The 14,786-nt window shown below is 65.0% G+C and carries 22 protein-coding genes; 14 read left to right on the forward strand and 8 right to left on the reverse strand.

The features are described from left to right. The first annotated feature begins 85 nt into the window (after positions 1 to 85). The 11 genes from ABID97_RS12205 (at position 86) to ABID97_RS12250 (ending at position 4,917) form a co-directional block, all read left to right on the forward strand. Positions 86 to 319 (forward strand): hypothetical protein, encoded by a 234-nt coding sequence (locus ABID97_RS12205; protein WP_354398734.1) that lies wholly within the window; start codon positions 86 to 88, stop codon positions 317 to 319. Further along, positions 316 to 684, forward strand: a complete 369-nt coding sequence (locus ABID97_RS12210) for a hypothetical protein (RefSeq protein WP_354398735.1) — start codon at positions 316 to 318, stop codon at positions 682 to 684. The genes ABID97_RS12205 and ABID97_RS12210 overlap by 4 nt, the downstream gene beginning before the upstream one ends. A 213-nt stretch (positions 685 to 897) precedes the next feature. Further along, on the forward strand, positions 898 to 1,521 hold the full coding sequence (locus ABID97_RS12215) for a hypothetical protein (protein ID WP_354398736.1): 624 nt from the start codon (positions 898 to 900) through the stop codon (positions 1,519 to 1,521). 22 nt (positions 1,522 to 1,543) lie between these two features. Beyond that, the gene (locus ABID97_RS12220; RefSeq protein WP_354398737.1) at positions 1,544 to 1,849 is read left to right on the forward strand and encodes a hypothetical protein; all 306 of its coding nucleotides are present in this window, start codon (positions 1,544 to 1,546) and stop codon (positions 1,847 to 1,849) included. A gap of 215 nt (positions 1,850 to 2,064) precedes the next feature. Beyond that, positions 2,065 to 2,184: a hypothetical protein gene (locus ABID97_RS29525; RefSeq protein WP_503012765.1), complete on the forward strand. Its 120-nt coding sequence runs from the start codon at positions 2,065 to 2,067 to the stop codon at positions 2,182 to 2,184. Next, positions 2,181 to 2,474, forward strand: a complete 294-nt coding sequence (locus ABID97_RS12225) for a hypothetical protein (protein WP_354398738.1) — start codon at positions 2,181 to 2,183, stop codon at positions 2,472 to 2,474. The genes ABID97_RS29525 and ABID97_RS12225 overlap by 4 nt, the downstream gene beginning before the upstream one ends. Positions 2,475 to 2,620: 146 nt before the next feature. Next, the gene (locus tag ABID97_RS12230; RefSeq protein WP_354398739.1) at positions 2,621 to 2,908 is read left to right on the forward strand and encodes a DUF6959 family protein; all 288 of its coding nucleotides are present in this window, start codon (positions 2,621 to 2,623) and stop codon (positions 2,906 to 2,908) included. 552 nt (positions 2,909 to 3,460) lie between these two features. Further along, positions 3,461 to 3,688 carry a hypothetical protein gene (locus ABID97_RS12235; RefSeq protein WP_354398740.1) on the forward strand — a complete coding sequence of 76 codons (228 nt, stop codon included), beginning with the start codon at positions 3,461 to 3,463 and terminating at the stop codon, positions 3,686 to 3,688. Positions 3,689 to 3,931: 243 nt separating this feature from the next. Further along, positions 3,932 to 4,297 (forward strand): Coa1/Tim21 domain-containing protein, encoded by a 366-nt coding sequence (locus ABID97_RS12240; protein ID WP_354398741.1) that lies wholly within the window; start codon positions 3,932 to 3,934, stop codon positions 4,295 to 4,297. Between the two features lie 87 nt (positions 4,298 to 4,384). Further along, positions 4,385 to 4,645, forward strand: coding sequence for a hypothetical protein (locus tag ABID97_RS12245; protein ID WP_354398742.1), 261 nt, complete (start codon positions 4,385 to 4,387; stop codon positions 4,643 to 4,645). A gap of 5 nt (positions 4,646 to 4,650) precedes the next feature. Continuing rightward, complete coding sequence (locus ABID97_RS12250; RefSeq protein ID WP_354398743.1) at positions 4,651 to 4,917, forward strand: hypothetical protein; 267 nt, start codon at positions 4,651 to 4,653, stop codon at positions 4,915 to 4,917. A gap of 113 nt (positions 4,918 to 5,030) precedes the next feature. Here ABID97_RS12250 and ABID97_RS12255 read toward each other — a convergent pair whose 3' ends face one another. The 3 genes from ABID97_RS12255 to ABID97_RS12265 form a co-directional block, all read right to left on the reverse strand. Then, positions 5,031 to 5,369, reverse strand: coding sequence for a PRC-barrel domain-containing protein (locus ABID97_RS12255; protein WP_354398744.1), 339 nt, complete (start codon positions 5,367 to 5,369; stop codon positions 5,031 to 5,033). Positions 5,370 to 5,514: 145 nt separating this feature from the next. Further along, the gene (locus tag ABID97_RS12260) at positions 5,515 to 7,107 is read right to left on the reverse strand and encodes a hypothetical protein (protein WP_354398745.1); all 1,593 of its coding nucleotides are present in this window, start codon (positions 7,105 to 7,107) and stop codon (positions 5,515 to 5,517) included. Positions 7,108 to 7,131: 24 nt separating this feature from the next. After that, a complete protein-coding gene (locus tag ABID97_RS12265) occupies positions 7,132 to 7,590 on the reverse strand; it encodes a helix-turn-helix domain-containing protein (protein WP_354398746.1) in 459 nt (152 codons plus the stop codon). Between the two features lie 72 nt (positions 7,591 to 7,662). Here ABID97_RS12265 and ABID97_RS12270 point away from each other — a divergent pair, with 72 nt between their 5' ends. Further along, on the forward strand, positions 7,663 to 8,508 hold the full coding sequence (locus tag ABID97_RS12270) for a class I SAM-dependent methyltransferase (protein WP_354398747.1): 846 nt from the start codon (positions 7,663 to 7,665) through the stop codon (positions 8,506 to 8,508). 10 nt (positions 8,509 to 8,518) lie between these two features. Here the strand turns inward: ABID97_RS12270 and ABID97_RS12275 are convergent, their stop codons facing one another. The 3 genes from ABID97_RS12275 to ABID97_RS12285 are packed head-to-tail and all read right to left on the reverse strand — an operon-like array spanning position 8,519 to position 12,399. Then, positions 8,519 to 11,047 (reverse strand): cytochrome c oxidase subunit I, encoded by a 2,529-nt coding sequence (locus ABID97_RS12275; RefSeq protein WP_354398748.1) that lies wholly within the window; start codon positions 11,045 to 11,047, stop codon positions 8,519 to 8,521. Next, positions 11,048 to 12,007 (reverse strand): cytochrome c oxidase subunit II, encoded by a 960-nt coding sequence (locus ABID97_RS12280; protein ID WP_354398749.1) that lies wholly within the window; start codon positions 12,005 to 12,007, stop codon positions 11,048 to 11,050. Continuing rightward, a complete protein-coding gene (locus ABID97_RS12285; protein WP_354398750.1) occupies positions 12,004 to 12,399 on the reverse strand; it encodes a c-type cytochrome in 396 nt (131 codons plus the stop codon). The genes ABID97_RS12280 and ABID97_RS12285 overlap by 4 nt, the downstream gene beginning before the upstream one ends. An 87-nt stretch (positions 12,400 to 12,486) precedes the next feature. On the opposite strand from ABID97_RS12285, the gene ABID97_RS12290 reads away from it, so the two are divergent. Continuing rightward, a complete protein-coding gene (locus ABID97_RS12290) occupies positions 12,487 to 13,350 on the forward strand; it encodes a c-type cytochrome (RefSeq protein WP_354398751.1) in 864 nt (287 codons plus the stop codon). Positions 13,351 to 13,362: 12 nt separating this feature from the next. On the opposite strand, the gene ABID97_RS12295 is transcribed toward ABID97_RS12290, so the two are convergent. Then, the gene (locus tag ABID97_RS12295) at positions 13,363 to 13,665 is read right to left on the reverse strand and encodes a hypothetical protein (RefSeq protein WP_354398752.1); all 303 of its coding nucleotides are present in this window, start codon (positions 13,663 to 13,665) and stop codon (positions 13,363 to 13,365) included. After that, complete coding sequence (locus tag ABID97_RS12300) at positions 13,662 to 14,093, reverse strand: hypothetical protein (RefSeq protein ID WP_354398753.1); 432 nt, start codon at positions 14,091 to 14,093, stop codon at positions 13,662 to 13,664. Before ABID97_RS12300 ends, ABID97_RS12295 begins: the two co-directional genes overlap by 4 nt. A gap of 253 nt (positions 14,094 to 14,346) precedes the next feature. Here ABID97_RS12300 and ABID97_RS12305 point away from each other — a divergent pair, with 253 nt between their 5' ends. Further along, on the forward strand, positions 14,347 to 14,781 hold the full coding sequence (locus ABID97_RS12305; protein WP_354398754.1) for a hypothetical protein: 435 nt from the start codon (positions 14,347 to 14,349) through the stop codon (positions 14,779 to 14,781). Positions 14,782 to 14,786 lie beyond the last annotated feature (5 nt).

Genomic DNA, 14,786 nt, shown 5'->3' on the forward strand with positions numbered 1-14,786 from the left:
TGGCGCGCCCATCGGGGGATGTTCTAAAACTACTTCCAGAGCTACGACAGCGGACCGGGCGGTACAGCCAAGAAGAGCTGAAGGCATGATCGGGCCTGAGCAGACGCGGTTGTTGCGCGACCTTTTTGGCTCCGGCATGAAAGGGGCCGAAGAGGCGGCGGAAAATCCCTCGCGCCCTGCTGGACTGACGGATGAGGCAATAGGCGCGTATAGGGAATTGGCCAATCGCGCCGTCAGCAACTATGAGCAGACTGGGAGCGCCGCTGCAGCTGCGCTCCAAAAAGCAAGACTTGAACTACTGAAACGGATTGATCAATGATGTATCGCTTGATACCCGTAGCCGCTGAACAAGCCGAGGCTGAAGCTTGGACTGAAACTGATGACGTCACACTTGGCGGATATTTCTACGATCACCTTTGTGCGCTCGATGGACGAGTGGTTGGTGTACGGTACTACTGGCTCGACTCAGAGATTGACACAAACACTCATCCTGTCTACAGAGAGTTCGTGAGCGATAAGCGACTCAAGTTCAATAGAGATGGCGGCTACGTCGACATCCTTTTAGATGAGAAGGAGTCAGCGACTTTCAAAGCGGGCGAACTGACGGTGGAGACGGTTCAGGATTTTGGCGGCTATTCCGTTATCCGAGCTGGAGAACGTTTCGGAATGGCCTTCTCCTTGTAAACGACCTCGTCTCAGCTGGCCAAATCGAACAGTTGCTATTGTCGCGATTCAGCCGATGACGCGTTCGCGCAGGATATCTAAGGGGCCGATGCCGCTGTAGATCGTCCCGTTGGTCTTCAGACAGGTGACGGACCACCGGTCGCCGCGGGTCTGCGAAGCTACACCTATGACGCCGAAGGCCGCCTGGCCGCGGCCACCACCGGCGCCACCGACGTGAGCCCGACCACGCGCTACGCGCACAACGCGCTGGGCCAGCGCGTGTTCAAGACCGAGCCGCTGTACCCGCCGGGCCAGGGCGACGAAGCCGACCCGGGCTTCATGCAGAGCCTGATCGCGTTCTTCACCAAGCTGTGGAGCCCAGCCACGAACCAAGCCGAGCAGTTGGGCTATGCGTATGTCTACGACGAGCAGGGCACGCTGACTGCCGAAGCGGGCAGCGGCGGAGCGAACCGTGCGGGGCAGGCCAGCTACTTCTACCTGCCGACGGCGAACGGGCCGGTGCCGATCGCGGCGGTGATCGATGGGGCCACCTATGCGGTGCACAGCGACCACCTGAACACGCCGCGCAAACTCAGCAATGCCAGCGGGCAAGCCGTCTGGCAGTGGAGCTACAGCGCGTTCGGGGAGGACAAGCCGACGGGGGCGAAGAACAGGTTTGCGAACCTCGAAACGGCAACACCAATCCGGGCAGAGGAAGTAAGCCTATTGGGGATGGATTGTCGGAAGCTCGTGGCGATGACGGGAGCCGCGTTTATTTTCGCGAGACACCGAATGGCACTGAGATTCTTGGAAAGTCGAACAAAGATAATCAGCAATCCGTTATCAACGAAGTGCTGAAAACCTTCGGACGAAAGAAATGATGGATTTTTCTCTTCACTACCCCACCGGTTTTCCTGAGCCGACGGAGGATGACAATGTCGATGTTCGGGTCGAGCTGGCTGATGGCCGCGCGTACAGCCTAGCCTTTTTCACCGTCGCTAACTTGGTGACGCTGATGGCTCGCTGGGGGAAGACTGGAGAATGCGCCCATGGGCTGTACGTCTGGGAGAGGAACATGGTCGTCGTGCAGTCAATCTCGGAGGCAGTGATCAGGAAGGTCGCTCAGGACCTTGTTGAAACTGGCAATATTGAAAAGATCGGGTGGCTCATTCATTCTTCCGACTAGGCGACCCTACGGCAACAAAAATGGTTGCGCCTCATCGCTGTCGCCAAGTTCGCGGAAGCCCGCGTCGTTACAGCTTCGGAGCCCTTGATTCATCGCTTGGACAGCGCCACCTCGTGTGTCGCTAGATCGCATTCCGCACCTTCTGAAAGGGGCCTGATCCGAAGGGAGGAAGGGGCGCGTATGTAGACCCGGTCACTGGAGAGCAACGCATACTGGTGTACGGAGACCATGCACATGTAAATGATCCCGCCGGCAATCGATTGGATATAAATGGAAATGGTGTTCAGCCAAACTCACCCGCCGCACATCTACCTATCACCCCAAGAACCCCATGAATAAAAATCTACTGCATGACTGGACCCTAGTGAGAGTGGATTTCGAATGGAAGTCAGGTCAAGTCACGATCGAATTGGAAGACTCGACGCTCACACGGAGAGTGCTGGTAGCTGAAGCAGTCCAGGAGTTGCGAGTCCCGAAAATGAACGAATGGGGTCCGAGCGTGAGCGTCAACGAGGTGACGGAGGGCGAGGCCTCATCTGGTCACGGGAAAATTCTGAACATTGAGATGCAGTCAGGCGATGTGATTCGCATCGTGGCCGAGAAGATTTTTCTCTTGCCTGCTTAGGAGCGCCGCTCGTTTGCACAACGCGTACCAAGCTCGCTACCGGAGGGGCCTAGAAGTATTGGCGAACGACGCAACCAAGACATCTTGGTCGACACAGTAGATTCGGATAGGCCGTTCATTTCTTCTCCCCCTGGAAAAAGATAGCCATGACCAAAACACTTGAGCTGCTGAGCGACCCGATTAATTTTGCAGTTGTACAACTACCGGAGCGCAACTATCCGGGGGTGGTCATCCAAGGCGATACGCTGAATGGTTTGGTGCGCCGTCTGGACGAAATGCGCAGTCTCGCGAAGTCCAATCAACCAGAAGACGTAGAAGACATGGCGGCGGAGATTCAGATGTTGTGGGAGCAGCTCTCTGCTGCGCGGGACCACTACGAAGCCACCTGTAGTGAGCGCGGCATCGAATTGCCATACCCTAGGGTCCCGCGATAGCGCCACGCGACTTTTCCGTCCATGCCCCATCGGTCTCACTGAGCCTACGAAAGACGACAACGTCGATGTTCGGATTGAACTGTCCGACGGCCGCGCGTATAGCCTGACCTTTTTCACCCTCACAACCTAGAGACGCTCATGGCGCGTTGGGGAAGCACTGGCGAAACTGCGAATGGGCTGTACGTTTGGGCGACGAACATGATCGTCGTGCAGGAAATCACACAGGCAGTAATAAGAAGGGTCGCACAGGACCTCGTTGAAACTGGCGATCTTGAAAAGATCGGGCAGCTCATTCATTCTTCCGATTGGACGATGGTGGCGATGGTCGGGAGACCATACGGAGATCAAAGGTCAGAGCGGAGCTGGTGCAGCAGACAACGTGCGCGTAGGGCCGAACGGTGACGTCTGGGTTCAACAGCCAACCGGTTCTTGGGTCCACACCGGCAACGCAAACGACATGATCGGTGGCAATGAAGCATCTGGTCGACGAGGTAAGGACCGAGAGCCTCCATGGAAGCAGGATCGCGGTCGTAAACAACGGGGAGATTGGTGATGAGTGAGCGAGAACTGAGCGACGTCGCTATGAAGGCTGCGTACTACTACAGCATTCGATTGTTGATAAAAAACACGACCATGCCGGTGAGCGAGATCACGGCATCACTGGGCATGGAGCCAGATTACTCCTGGAGCGTGGGCGAGGATGGAATCGCTTCAGTTATTCGTCCGTGCCCGTCACGCCTGCTCCTGGGGGTCGTCTCTCCTCCATCAAAGGCGGCGTGAGGCTATTTGATATTCCGATGGGGGCGGCAGAAGCGGCATTGGTGGTGCAAGAGGAGGAATTGCGAGTGCGCTACGGACGTGGCCTCTGGGAGATGGTCGATGACCATCTAGCAGGTGCACCACCGGCCATGAGCAAAGAAATTCTTGCCCCCGGTGCTTGCGGGAACCTCAAGGTCGGTGTGGTAAGTATTTTTCCAGAGTCATTGACATGCGCTGTGCGACCCCTATTGCAACGGAAGTGATATGAAAATCCTGAAGTTAATCGCTGTTTTGCTGTTCGTGATCTACCCGCTCGCTTCGGCTTCTGGCTACTTGATCGTTTTGCGAACAGACGCATATCAAGCGCTAGTCGCTTTTGTTGGGACATCCAACGAAATTAGAAAACAAGTCGGGGATCATCCCAGCATGCGGCTTCATTTCATCGGGTACTCGATACGTGTATCCGGGCCAAGCGGAAGTGCCGAGTTTTCCGCCGATGTGGAGGGGGCCGAGGGGTCGGGCAAGTTGGCTGCAAGGCTGGTCAAAGCTGGGGATTGGAAGATCACGTCCGTAAGCCTCGATGGCCAGGAGGTTCATGCAGCTTCCCACGGTTCCAGTGGCACTAGGTAGGATGACTTGTAGATCAAAATTCCTTACCGGGCCACTGAAACGGATGAGCAATGATGTACCGCTTGATACCCGTGGTGAGCCGTTGCCATGACTGTCTGGATTTTTATCCTGCTGATCGCCTCTGTAGCGGTCGGAGCAACCTACACCGTCCTTGGCCTGAAAGCCAATGATTACCTCAACGAAAAAGCCTCCAGCTTAGACCGTTCGATCGGGTGGATCTTCTGGTGGTCTTTCAGCAAGGACAAGTACAACGAGGAAGGCAAAAGGTTGTGCGCCCACGGGCAGGTGCTCGCACTGGCGATATTTGCTCTCTACGCCGGCTGGTACTTCGTTCTGTTGAGGAAGTAGTTCCCATGAAGCATTTCATTGCTATCTTGCTGGTCGGCCTGCCTGCACTCCACGGGTTCCATGTGTTCATGCCTGAAGTTGGAGCATTCCCACCGAACAACAGCGGGCGGCCGCTCAGTTGGAGTTCCATGGATCGGATCGCTGCTTCAGGGTTGCTGGGAAAGAGCGCGATCCTTGCAATCGACTGCCTCTTGATCGGCGCCGGGATCAAGTTGCTCTTAGGCGCCCGTGGCCGCCGTGCAGGAAAGCAAGAAAACAAGCGCTTCGACTGACGGCCCCCAACCGATGCGTGTTCGGCTATCGGCCATCGTCGGCCGGCCATCAAGACTGCACGTTGCTCAGACCAGGCGCCGCCGCTTCTTCCAAAGCCCGCGGCGCCGCTTTCCTAAAGCCCGTAGTACTTGTCCACCGTCCCGCTGTACGTATCGTCGTAGTCGGGCACCCTGTCGCTCGCGTAGCGGGGCGCGCCTTCGATCTGTGCCTTGTCCAGCGGCACGACGTAGCCATCCTGCGAGGTGTCGTACTTCAGCATGGACCACGGGATCGGGTAGCGGTCGGTGCCCATGCCGAGGAAGCCGCCGAACTCCATCACGGCGTACCGGACCTGGCCCGAGATCTTGTCGATCATGAGATCGTCGATGCTGCCGAGCTTGTCGCCCGCGTTGTTGTAGACGGCTGTTCCCTCGACGCGTTCAGAAGAAATAATGGGATTGGCGCTCGCCATGGAGAGTCTCCGGCCGGCACTTCTGGGGAATGTCGGCGTTGGTTGCAATGCCCAGAGCGCAACTGTCGATCCTCAAAATCTGCGGCGCATCGGCCATGGCACCGTCGTGCTGTAGGAGCCGGTCGGGCGTGGGCAGCTTCTCAGCTCAGGCCAGGATCAGCAGCACGACGCAGGCTGCAGTCACGGCCACCGCGGTCATCTCGGCACGCGACATGCTGCGCACGCGGCGCACGGTCAGTGTCGCGAGTGGCAGCAGCAGTGCGAGGCCGATCCAGCGGTCCAGCGGCATGAGGCAGATGCGCGCAAGCGCCCACAGCCAGGCGCAGTGGCCGACAAAGCCCCAGAACTCGGCGCGGCTGGTGGGGGACGCAAGATCGAGTGCGCTGCGCCAGCCGCTGGCCACGGTGTCCCACCAGCTGATCTGTTCGTTGTCCAGCAGCTTGTAGAGGCCGTGCAGGGCCAGCACGCACAGGAGAACAGGGCCGAAGTAGAGGCTCCACAAGGCGATGCCGGTGTACAGCGGATGGTCGTAGCCTGTGCCGCCGCTGTTCACCCTCGCGGTGGCCAGCACGGTCATGCCGGCGCCGGCCAGCAGCGTGCCCGCCGATATGACGAGCTTCGGCATGCCGAGGCGAAGCAGGCCGCGCCCGGCGGCGAACAAGCCCAGGGCGAGGACGGTGGCGCCAAGGAAGTATTTCAGCGCTTCGACCGAACCCTTCCAGCCCTGGTGGGGCTGCGCGGCCCAGCGGCTCGAGACGGGCGGCTCCAGCGCGCTCGCGCCCGGGGCCCACTGCCGCGCGGGCTCCTGGCGGGCCGTCGTGAGCTGCCGGCTCCACTCTTCGCCCTCGGGCGCGAGTGCCGCGAGCGCCGCCTCCAGGTGATACAGGCGCCGCTTGTCGTCCAGGTCGTGCGGCACCAGGAGCGGCTTGGCGGAGGCGCCAGCGGCCATGAGCGCCGGCAACTGGTCGCGCCAGTACATGGGAGCGGGCTGCGCATCGCAAGCCAGGGGCGCGGATGTTTCGCCCGGCTGCACCAGCGTCACGGCATTGGCCTCCATCTCGCTCTGGCGGCGCTCCGGGCGATCCCAGGTGCAGGCAAAGGCCAGGCCATCGAGGCCGCTGCCGGGCGCACCGCCCAGGACGATGCCGGGCCGGAACACGGGCAGCGGCTGCGTCGAGGTGTTGACGAGGCGCAGCGCCAGCATGAGGTGCACTTTGCCGCCGGCGGTCGGCGCAGCCCAGAGGCCGGGTGCGACGGGCTGCATGTCGCGCATCTCGAAGGTGAAGAAGGGAGCGCGCGCGGCGCCGGTCTCCCATTGCGGGGACAGGCCCTGGTTGATCGCGCCTTGCCAGGCCGCGCGAAACGGTGCCTCGAGCACGGGGCTTCGCGCCTGGCCGCGCGTGATCGCGGCGGCGATGGTGTCTGCAGGGGCAGGGGCCATGCCGGGCAGCCGGCGCTTCAGGGACTCCCAGGGCCCGGGCCGGGGCGCGGGTGCCGGCGCCGGGCCGGTGATCTGCCCCACGTACGCATGCAGCAGCTCCTGGCGCAAGGCCTCCACCTCGGCAGCCGGCGCGCCGGCGCTGCGCATCAGGCCGACAAGGAAGAAAGCCTCGGCCGCATTGCCGCCGAGGGTTGTCTCTCGCAAGGCGGTGGTGAACCGGGAGGGCTCCGATGCCAGCACCCAGGCCGGCAGGCAAAGCACGACAACACAGAGAACGCGGCGCAGGGAGTGCGTCATGGGCGATGCCGGCCGGCGGCGGAGTCAGGGGCGGGCGAATCTTAGTGGAGTCGCCGGGCCTGCCTTGGACTTGGGCGATCGCTTGATGGCGCCGGATGCCGCAGCCCGCACGATGCGCTGGAAGGTCGGGCACTCCATGTGGCTGGGGGCCGGGCAGGCCGCGGCATGCCGCAGGCCGTCGCGCATGGCGCTGAGCTTGCGGATGGTGCGGTCGAGTTCGTCGGCCTTGGCAGCGAGCATCCGGCGGTCGATGCGCGGCGTTCCACTGGGGGCGAACATCTGCGCAATCTCGTCGAGCGAAAAGCCCGCGGAGCGTCCCACCGCGATCAGCGCCAGCCGCTCCAGCACGCCCCCGTCGAACAGGCGGCGCAGGCCGCGCCGGCCGGTCGAGGCGATCAGCCCCTTTTCTTCATAAAAGCGCAGCGTCGATGCGGGAACGCCGGATTGCTGCGCCACTTCGGCGATGTCCAGGTGTGTCGTCACCTCTTGACCTCAAGTCGACTTGAAGTTGCACAGTCTAGCTTCCGCCGCTTCAGGCATGCAAGGAAAACGATCATGAGCGTCAATCGACACACAGGCAGCGAACAGGCAGCACTCTGGAACGGCCCCGCGGGGCGCGCATGGGTCGATGCGCAGCCCTCGCTCGACCGCTTGTTCGCACCGTTCGAAGACATGCTGGTGCACGAGGCACGCGCCACGGCCGCACACCGGGTGCTCGACGTGGGCTGCGGCACGGGCGCCACCACGCTCGCCATGGCGCGGGCGCTCGGCGCCGGCGGGCGATGCGTCGGCGCCGACATCTCGGCGCCGATGATCGCCACGGCCCGGTCGCGCGCTGAGCGCGAAGGTGCGGCGGCAAGCTTCATCTGCGCCGACGTGCAGCGGCATGCCTTCGAGCCCGTGAGTTTCGATCTGATCGTTTCGCGCTTCGGCGTGATGTTTTTCGACAGCCCCGTGCAGGCCTTCGGGAACCTGCGCCATGCCGCGAGCAAAGGTGCGGCCCTGCGGGCCATCGCGTGGCGAAGCGCCGCGGAAAACCCGTTCATGACGACGGGCGAACGCGCTGCGGCACCGCTGCTGCCGAGCCTGCCGCCGCGCAAGCCCGGTGCGCCGGGGCAGTTCGCTTTCGCAGACCGGCAGCGGGTGGCTTCCATCCTCGAAGAGAGCGGCTGGGGCGGCATCGACGTCCGGCCGGTCGATGTCGAGTGCGCCATGCCCGGGAGCGATCTGATCGGCTACATCACGCGTCTCGGCCCGGTCGGGCTGGTTCTCCAGGATGCCGGGGAGCCCGTGCGCACCCAGGTGATCGACGCGATGCGCGCTGCCTTCGCGCCCTATGTGCACGGCGCCGACGTCCGCTTCACCGCGGCCTGCTGGATGATCGGCGCGCAGGCCTCCTGAGAACGGCTGTTCAACCCAGCAGCCGCGGCACCAGTTGCACCATGAGCGCGCCGATGATTCCCTGTGCCGTCACGCAATGCCACATCAGCCCGGTGTTGTCGATCGTCGCGCGGGCCTGGGGCTGCAGCCGCCCGGTCCACGAGCGCGCCAGCACGTAGCTTCCCATCAGCAGCAGCACGGCGACGTGGAAGGCCTGGTAGCCCAGCAGCATGCCGACCGATGCACTCCAGCCTTGTGCGCGCGGGTCGAGGCCGGCCAGCAGGTGGCCGCCGACGTCGAGCGCGGCCGAGGCGGCTGCACAGAGCATGGCCATCGAAATGAGGAGGCGCAGCAGGCGCTGGGTGCGCGAAGCCGCCGTGCGCAACGCACGCGTCGCCAGTGCCATGGCGCCAGAGCCGGCCGCGAGCAGCAGCGCCGCGCCCAGGGGCCAGCGCGCCGCCGGCAACGCGGCGCCGGGCGGCGGGCAAACGTCGCTTGCCATGGCAAGGTGCACGTGGGTGTACAGCAGCGAGACGAAGATCGTCATGTCCACCGCAATCAGCACCACCATCGCCCACCACGAATGAGAGGCCTGGCCCTGTGCGCCGACCGGCAGGCGCACGCCGTGGCCCACGTCGGCCGTGGCGGCCGGGGGCACGCGGTCGGAATCCCAGAGCCAGCGCAGGATGCACGCCACGGCGAACACGCCGCATGCAGAGGCCAGCAGGGTCTGCGCCACCGTGAGAAGAAGAAAGAAACCCGCGGTGCCCGCTGCCGCCGCCAGCGGCCACCAGCTGTCGGAGGGCAGGCGCAGCAGGTGCATGGGGCGGGCGTCGCGCAGGCTTGTGATGAGCGTTTCGCGGCCGCCGAACGCCGTGCCCGGCAACCAGTGCGCCCCGGCCTCGACCTCTCGGGGCAGCGCCGGCTGCTTCCACAGCGGATAGGGCGAATCCACCTGCGGGATGCTGCGTGCGCCGTATTCGCGCGGCGGCAGCCATTCGAGCGTGCCCGCGCGCCACGGATCGCCGTGGTCGCGCGACGGGCGGCGCAGCGTGCGGAACGCATCGATGAAGAAGAGCAGCACGCCGGCCGCCAGGATGTAGGCGCCGACGGTCGACAGCATGTTGAGCGTGTTCCAGCCCAGGTCGGCGCCATAGGTGTAAACGCGCCGTGGCATGCCGAGCATGCCCGCGATGTGCATCGGAAAGAACGCGAGGTTGAAGCCGCCGAACATGAGCCCGAACACCCAGCGGCCCCAGCGTTCCGAAAGGCAATGGCCGTTGAACAGCGGCGCCCAGTAGTAGAACCCCGCGAACACCGGAAACACCATGCCGCCGATCAGCACGTAGTGCAGGTGCGCCACGATGAAGTAGCTGTCGTGCGCCTGCCAGTCGAAGGGCAGCACCGCCACCATCACGCCGGTGAGGCCGCCCAGCACGAAGATGAAATGAAAGCCGAGCAGGAACAGCGTGGGCGCATTGAGCGCGACGCGGCCGCGCCAGAAAGTGGCGATCCATGCGAACACCTGCACGCCGCTCGGGATCGCGACGATGAAGCTGGCGGCCGACACCACCAGCAGCGACAGGTTGCCGAGGCCGGCGGTGAACATGTGGTGCGCCCACAGCGCAAAGCTCACGGCGCCCACGCCGATGAGCGCCAGCACCACGGCGCGGTGCCCCACCAGCGGCGTGCCCGCCAGGGTGGCCACCATCATCGAGACCATGCCCGCCGCGGGCAGGAAGATGATGTACACCTCGGGATGGCCGAAGAACCAGAACAGGTGCTGCCACAGCAGCGGATCGCCACCGCGCGCGGGAATGAAAAACGGCCAGTCGAATGCGCGCTCCAGTTCGAGCAGCAGCGTCGCGGCAATCACGGCCGGAAACGCGATGGCGATCATCAACGCGCTCACCAGCATGGCCCAGGCGAAGATCGGCATGCGCGCGAGCGTCATGCCCGGCGCGCGCGTGAAGAGGATGCCGACGATCAGCTCGATGGCGCCCGCAATGGCCGAGATCTCGATGAACCCGATGCCCAGCAGCCACCAGTCGGCACCGCGCCCGGGCGAAAATTCCTTGCTGGTGAGCGGCGGGTACATGAACCAGCCGCCGTCCGGCGATTGGCCGAAGAACAGGGTGCAGAAGAACGCGAGGCCACCGATCGCGTAGGCCCAGAACGCATAGGCCGACAGCAGCGGGAAGGGCAGGTCGCGCGCGCCGAGCATGCCCGGCAGCAGGTAGATGGCCACCGCCTCGACGATGGGCACCGCGAACAGGAACATCATCACGGTGCCGTGCATCGTGAAGAGCTGGTTGTAGGTCCGCGCGTCGATCAGCCCGTTGTCGGGCACCGCGAGCTGCGTGCGCATCATGAGCGCCAGCACGCCGGCCAGCACGAAGAAGAGCATCGCCGTCGCGATGTAGAACACGCCGATGCGCGTGTTGTTCACCGCCGAAAGCTGCCGCCATCCGGTGGGCGGGCGCCATGCACGCTCGAGCGCCTCGCGCTCTCCGGCGGGGCGCGGCGGCAGGTCGGCAAGGGCGTCGAGAGTCTGCTTCATCTACTTCAGCTGCGTGAGCCAGGCGGCGATCGATTGAAGGTCTGCCTCGGCGATGCGCGCGCCCGACGAGGGCATGCGCGCGCCGGGTTTGAGCTGCTGCGTATGGGCCACCCACGCCGCGAGCTGCCCGGGATCGTTGGGCACTGTGCCGGCGCCCAGGTGCAGCCGGCTCCCGACATGGGTGAGGTCGGGCCCGAGGCGGCTTTCCTCGCTCACGCCGCGCACCGTGTGGCAGGCGTTGCAGCGGTGCGCGAGGAAAGCCTCCCGGCCGCGCGCCACCTCGCTCGATGCCGACGATGTTGCGGATGCATTCGCGGGCCTGGCCTGCGCCGCCAACCATGCATCGAAGGCCGCGGGCTCTTCCGCGACCACGTGCAGCGCCATGCGCGCATGCTGTTCGCCGCAGTATTCGGCGCACTGGCCGCGCCAGGTGCCGGGCCGGCCGGCCTGCAGCAGCAGGTGCTGCACGCGGCCGGGCAGCATGTCCATCTTGCCGCCGAGCGATGGCACCCAGAAGCTGTGGATCACGTCCGCGCTGCCGAGGCCGAAGTACACCGGCCGGCCGACCGGGATGCGGATCTCGTTGGCCGTGACCACCTCGGCCCCGGTGGCGGGGTCGCGATAGCGCACCTCCCACCACCACATGTGGCCGGTGACGCCGACGATCAGCGCGTCCGCCGGCGGAATGGGGCGCCATGGCGGCCGGTGCCATTCGCTGTAGACGAAGAGCGCCAACAGCACCACGGCCGGAAACACCAGGCCGCCGCCGACGATCCACCAGCGCGTGCCGATGGCGCCGCGCTTGCGGCGCCCCACGGCAAGGGCGAGCAGCAGCATCACGCCGGCGAAGATCAGCGTGGCGCCCACCGTCAACACCACGCTCACGTCGAGCAGCGTGTCCGCCACGGGCCCCGCGGCGCGCAGGGCGGATTGGGGCTGCGCCTGGCTCGTTGCGGTCATTCGAGCGCAAGCAGGTAGGCCGCCATGTCGCGCGCATCGTCGGGCGAGACTCCCATTGCAGGCATCGTGGTGCCGGGCACGAGTGCGGCGGGCGCCACGATCCAGCGCACCAAATGCTCGGCGCCGTTGGGCACCTCTCCGGCGATGTAGCTGCGGCGGCCGAAAGCCATGAGCGTGGGCCCCGTGCGTCCGCGCGCGGCCTGCACGTCGGGAATGGCGTGGCAGCTTCCGCACTGGTACTGGGCCAGCAGCAGGCGTCCGCGCTCGCGCTGCGCGGCGGGCGCGCGATCGGGTCGTTCTTCTGCCGTGCACCCGCCCGCGAGCGCCGCCAGCGCCAGCAGGGCGAGCGGGAGCGCGCGGTACGGAGCGCGGTACGACGGTGCGGCCACCATGCCACCATTCTGCGGATTCGAACGCGGCCTGCGCCGACACGGCGGCGCTGGTGCGCGTCGGACAATGCCGCCAATCGAATGCTGCCGATGGGTGCGCCGAAGACCATTCTTCTCACTGTTGCCGCGCTGGGCCTTGCAGGCGCGGCGGTGGGCGCGCTGGTGGTGTACGGCGGGCTCTACAACGTTGCGGCCACGGTGCAGCACACACAGCCGGTCCATTCGCTGCTCGAAACCGCCATGCACCGGTCGGTGAAACTCCGGGCCCGCAGCATCGAGACTCCGCGGCTCGACGACGAGGCGATGGTGCTGCGCGGCGCCGCGTGCTTTCGGGACAAGTGCGTGCAGTGCCACGGCGCGCCGGGCGTCGCGCAGGGCGACATCGGCAAGAGCATGCAGCCGCTGCCCGGCCCCTTGGTCGACGCGCGCCACCACTGGGCGCCGCGGGAGCTCTACTGGATCACCCGGCACGGCATCAAGATGAGCGGCATGCCGGCGTGGGAGTACAGGCTGTCCGACGACGAGCTGTGGGCGGTGGTGGCCTTCCTCGCGCGCCTGCCCGATCTCAGCCCCAGGCAGTACGAGGAGGCGACGCGTGTCGGGCCGGCAGCCGTGCAGGGCGCCCCAGGCACGGCGGCCTGCGGCGCGGTGGCCAATGCATCGGCAGCCGTTGCGGGCGACGTCGCACGAGGCGCGCGCGCGCTCCACCAGTACGCCTGCAATGCCTGCCACACCATTCCGGGTGTCACGAGTTCGTTCCCGAACGTGGGGCCGCCGCTCGTCGGCATCGGCGCCCGTACGCTGATTGCAGGCAAGCTGGCCAACACGCCGGACAACATGGTGCGCTGGTTGCGCCACACGCACGAGGTCGATCGCCGCACGGCCATGCCGGAGATGGGGGTGGCGGAGCAGGACGCACGCGACATCGCCGCGTACCTTGCGACACTGCGCTGAGGCGCATCCGCGTCAGTATTTGCCCGCTGTGCGCTCGTCGTCGACGGTTGCGATCCGCAGGCGCGCCCGCTCGTGCTTGATGACGAGTTCGGCGCATCGCTGCTGCGTGGAGGGGTCTGCGGGGCGTTCGCCGCAGTCGACGAAAAGCTGCGATTCGTCGAAGTCCAGGCCGTGGAGAATCTCCTGGCCGTGCGAATTGATGGCCAGCAGATTCTCGGCAGACAACTGGGCGCGCAGCGCGTCCGACATGGCGAGCGTCTGCAACGGCTTCACCCGTTCGTCTTTGCCATGCCGGGGTCGCGCGCCATTCGTCACTTCTTCATTGCCTTGATGTCGGCCTTGCCCTTGGCTTCCTCGGCCTTGGCCTGCTTCACGCACGCATCCTTGGCGTCGCCCTTCTGGTCGTCGCACTTTTCCTTGGCGACCTCGTAGCGTGCTTCCACCTTGGCTTCGGCGACCTTGCGGGCGTTGCTGTCGCTGGGCTTCTGCTTCTGGTCGAGTTCGGCCTTGGCAATCTTTTCCTTGCCCTTGGCTTCTTCCATGCAGACGTCCTTGGCGTTGTCCTTCATGGCGTCGCAGGCCGCCTTGGCCGACTTGTAGTCGGCCGCGATCTTGTCGCGCGCAGCCTTGAATTCGGCCATGGCCGGATCCGTCGCGGCGGAGGGTGTGGTGGTCACTTGCGCATGCACCTGGAAGGCGGTCAGGCAGGATGCTGCGGCACACATCAATAGCAGTTTCTTCATGGTGTGATCTCCTGGACGCACGGTGGTTTTTCTTGCAACGGAAATGCCGGCGTCGAAATCAATATAGGAGCCGGCGGCGAACGACTGGTAGGACGCCTTGCGAAGCGTCCGTAAGCACGCGCCGACGCTTGGGCCGCTGGATGCTTCCCGCATTCAGCGCCACCGCCGCCCGAAGTGCTCGGCCACGTCCTACCGGGCGAGCCCGCGCGGCGCGCACACTGCCCGGACGCGGATCCAGACAAAGGAGATCGCCATGCAAAGACTTCACGCGTTGTTCGCCGCCGCCTGGATACTGGGCGCGGCAGTGCTGCCGGCGGGGGCGCAGGTCCAGCCGCCGCACCCGGCCGAGATCGATCCCAGTACCGTCGAATACGGCGCTGCCCGCAACCGGATCGGCGCCACGTCCAAGGCGGCCCTGGGGCAGTGCGAATTCCTGGCTGCGCCCGCAAAGACCGTCTGCGTCAAGGAGGCCCAGGGTCGCGAGAGGATCGCGCTGGCTGAACTCGACCAGCAGCGCAACCCCAGCGACGCCAACGCCCGCCGGCTCGCGGAAACGCGGGTCGCGGTGCACTACGAGATTGCTGTCGAAAAATGCAGGGACCTGCAGGAGGTCGACAGGGCTGCATGCCTTTCGCGCGCCAGCGCCGAGGAAGCGAAGGCGCGCGCCGGCGTCAAGACCGGCCAGTGAATGGG

It is taken from the genome of Variovorax sp. OAS795 (genome assembly GCF_040546685.1).
Classification (GTDB): Bacteria; Pseudomonadota; Gammaproteobacteria; order Burkholderiales; family Burkholderiaceae_C; genus Variovorax.

Coding starts and splice junctions, on each gene's coding strand:
- ABID97_RS12205 (WP_354398734.1), top strand. CDS start 86: ATGATCGGGCCTGAGCAGACGCGGTTGTTGCGCGACCTTTTTGGCTCC.
- ABID97_RS12210 (WP_354398735.1), top strand. CDS start 316: ATGATGTATCGCTTGATACCCGTAGCCGCTGAACAAGCCGAGGCTGAA.
- ABID97_RS12220 (WP_354398737.1), top strand. CDS start 1,544: ATGGATTTTTCTCTTCACTACCCCACCGGTTTTCCTGAGCCGACGGAG.
- ABID97_RS12225 (WP_354398738.1), top strand. CDS start 2,181: ATGAATAAAAATCTACTGCATGACTGGACCCTAGTGAGAGTGGATTTC.
- ABID97_RS12230 (WP_354398739.1), top strand. CDS start 2,621: ATGACCAAAACACTTGAGCTGCTGAGCGACCCGATTAATTTTGCAGTT.
- ABID97_RS12235 (WP_354398740.1), top strand. CDS start 3,461: ATGAGTGAGCGAGAACTGAGCGACGTCGCTATGAAGGCTGCGTACTAC.
- ABID97_RS12240 (WP_354398741.1), top strand. CDS start 3,932: ATGAAAATCCTGAAGTTAATCGCTGTTTTGCTGTTCGTGATCTACCCG.
- ABID97_RS12245 (WP_354398742.1), top strand. CDS start 4,385: ATGACTGTCTGGATTTTTATCCTGCTGATCGCCTCTGTAGCGGTCGGA.
- ABID97_RS12250 (WP_354398743.1), top strand. CDS start 4,651: ATGAAGCATTTCATTGCTATCTTGCTGGTCGGCCTGCCTGCACTCCAC.
- ABID97_RS12255 (WP_354398744.1), bottom strand. CDS start 5,369: ATGGCGAGCGCCAATCCCATTATTTCTTCTGAACGCGTCGAGGGAACA.
- ABID97_RS12260 (WP_354398745.1), bottom strand. CDS start 7,107: ATGACGCACTCCCTGCGCCGCGTTCTCTGTGTTGTCGTGCTTTGCCTG.
- ABID97_RS12270 (WP_354398747.1), top strand. CDS start 7,663: ATGAGCGTCAATCGACACACAGGCAGCGAACAGGCAGCACTCTGGAAC.
- ABID97_RS12275 (WP_354398748.1), bottom strand. CDS start 11,047: ATGAAGCAGACTCTCGACGCCCTTGCCGACCTGCCGCCGCGCCCCGCC.
- ABID97_RS12280 (WP_354398749.1), bottom strand. CDS start 12,007: ATGACCGCAACGAGCCAGGCGCAGCCCCAATCCGCCCTGCGCGCCGCG.
- ABID97_RS12285 (WP_354398750.1), bottom strand. CDS start 12,399: ATGGTGGCCGCACCGTCGTACCGCGCTCCGTACCGCGCGCTCCCGCTC.
- ABID97_RS12290 (WP_354398751.1), top strand. CDS start 12,487: ATGGGTGCGCCGAAGACCATTCTTCTCACTGTTGCCGCGCTGGGCCTT.
- ABID97_RS12300 (WP_354398753.1), bottom strand. CDS start 14,093: ATGAAGAAACTGCTATTGATGTGTGCCGCAGCATCCTGCCTGACCGCC.
- ABID97_RS12305 (WP_354398754.1), top strand. CDS start 14,347: ATGCAAAGACTTCACGCGTTGTTCGCCGCCGCCTGGATACTGGGCGCG.